This is a genomic window from Romboutsia weinsteinii, from assembly GCF_002250835.2.
GTDB classification, from domain to species: domain Bacteria; phylum Bacillota; class Clostridia; order Peptostreptococcales; family Peptostreptococcaceae; genus Romboutsia_A; species Romboutsia_A weinsteinii.
On sequence record NZ_NOJY02000132.1, the window covers coordinates 1 to 1,699 of the forward strand.

Sequence of the window (1,699 nt, forward strand, 5' to 3'; positions counted from 1 at the left end):
TATCTATATTGTGTGGTTCACCAGCATTAGCTCCCATTGGAACTAATGGAGCAACTGCTCTTGGGCTTCCATTTTGTCTAACTACTGGTGGTAAAGCTGCTATTACTATTGTAGGTATTCCAGCAGCTTCTATGGCTCTCTGCACGATCACGGCAGTTCTGTGGCAAGTACCTCAGCCAGCAGTTAAGACTACACCGTCTACGCCTTCTTCTTTTAATTTTTGAGCTATTGCAGGACCAGTTTCTTCAGTGAAAGCTGTTTGGTCTCCACCACCACCCATGAATCCGTAATGGATAGGTGCAACTTCTTTTATGAATCCTTCTGCTGCTAATTCATGTAATCTATCTATTGGGAACATACAGTTTATATCTTTGTTAACATCCCCATTGTCGTATCCACCATGTGATACCATCATTTCATCAACTGTAGCAGTATTAGGTATTGCTCTGTAACTAGTATCTCCTGCTAAGTTAAATCTCTTGTCAGATTTTAAGTGAACACCAGCTGCTGTAGCTAAAGCAATTGTCATATCTTTTAATTCTTTAGTTACAGGAGTCCATACTGGAGGAGGTGTTATTGGAACAAATATTTCAGATTGAAGCCCTTTTATTGTTGTAAGACTCATATGTTTCCTCTCCCTTCTATTTTTCAAGCTCTGCTTTTTTATTTTTAAATTTTTCTTCATTTCTTCTTATATTTTCTACATAATTTGAATTTGGTACTGGACTTAACACCTCGGGATAGCTTAGTAAAAATCCAACTTCTAGACCTAATTCAAGTTCGTAGTCAGTTATAAGCATTCTTTTAGGTATTTTGAATTGTCCAAGTCTTCCTTTAAGATCTATAGTTACTCCACCATCTGTGATTTCAACTATAACACCTTCATACATTCTTTCTGTAGAGATATATTTTAATCTATCCATTATTATTTACCTCTCTTCAACTTGGTTTATGTTTTAGTTTTCTTCTTTTTCGTATATTTCTAATCTCTTCTTACTCTTTGGTAAGCTTTGCTCATTTTCTTCTAATTCTATCTTTCTTCCTGTTTCTTTTTCTATAGCTTCTACGTTGTTTAATTTAACGTTAGCATTCCATTTTCTTTCTGGAGCTTTTACTTCTTCTCCAGCTATTACAGTCTTAAGCATAGCCATTGCTCTTACAGCATCTTCTGGCGATAAAGTATTATTTGAAAGTATTTCGTTTTCTATACCTTGCTTAGACTTGTTGTTGTCTATCATGTGCTTCATGTATTTATTACCAACAACTAGAGCACCTTGAACTGCTGAGTATGTTACACCTACTACAGAAATATCTCTCATACCTATTTGCTCTATGTGAGATGCGAAATCTATATGATTGTTACCAAATCCTTCAGTAGTAACTATAGCACCGTCAACATCCATTGATTCTACAAGCATACCTAATCTCTTAGATACATAGAACTTCTCAGCATTTACTTGTGGAGAACCAACAAATATAACTCCTACTAAGTCTACTTCTTCATCATTCATAGCTTCTATTACTAATGGCTCTCTGAAGTAGTGTCTAGACATTTCCTTAGATGCAGGTCCTATACAAGTTAATGCATGTATACCACCATCTAATACTTCAAGTGGAGATAATACAACTGGAACGTTTCCTAAGTCAACGTTTGGTTGTGCTCCTAATGTACCAACAGGCTCAACTGGTAATATTAAGT

General features: G+C 35.8%; 3 protein-coding genes. All 3 read right to left on the minus strand.

Features of this window, described 5'->3' with window-relative positions; all coding sequences use genetic code 11:
- Positions 1–625 (minus strand): D-proline reductase (dithiol) protein PrdB (gene prdB / locus CHL78_RS20090; protein ID WP_116041768.1); only part of this gene is annotated, 625 nt, incomplete at its 3' end.
- A gap of 16 nt (positions 626–641) precedes the next feature.
- The gene (locus CHL78_RS20095; RefSeq protein WP_094369686.1) at positions 642–923 is read right to left on the minus strand and encodes a CBO2463/CBO2479 domain-containing protein; all 282 of its coding nucleotides are present in this window, start codon (positions 921–923) and stop codon (positions 642–644) included.
- A 33-nt stretch (positions 924–956) separates the two neighbouring features.
- Positions 957–1,699, minus strand: a 743-nt coding sequence (locus CHL78_RS20100) for a glycine/sarcosine/betaine reductase component B subunit (RefSeq protein WP_274541874.1), incomplete at its 5' end; no start/stop codon positions are given.

Coding starts and splice junctions, on each gene's coding strand:
- CHL78_RS20095 (WP_094369686.1), bottom strand. CDS start 923: ATGGATAGATTAAAATATATCTCTACAGAAAGAATGTATGAAGGTGTT.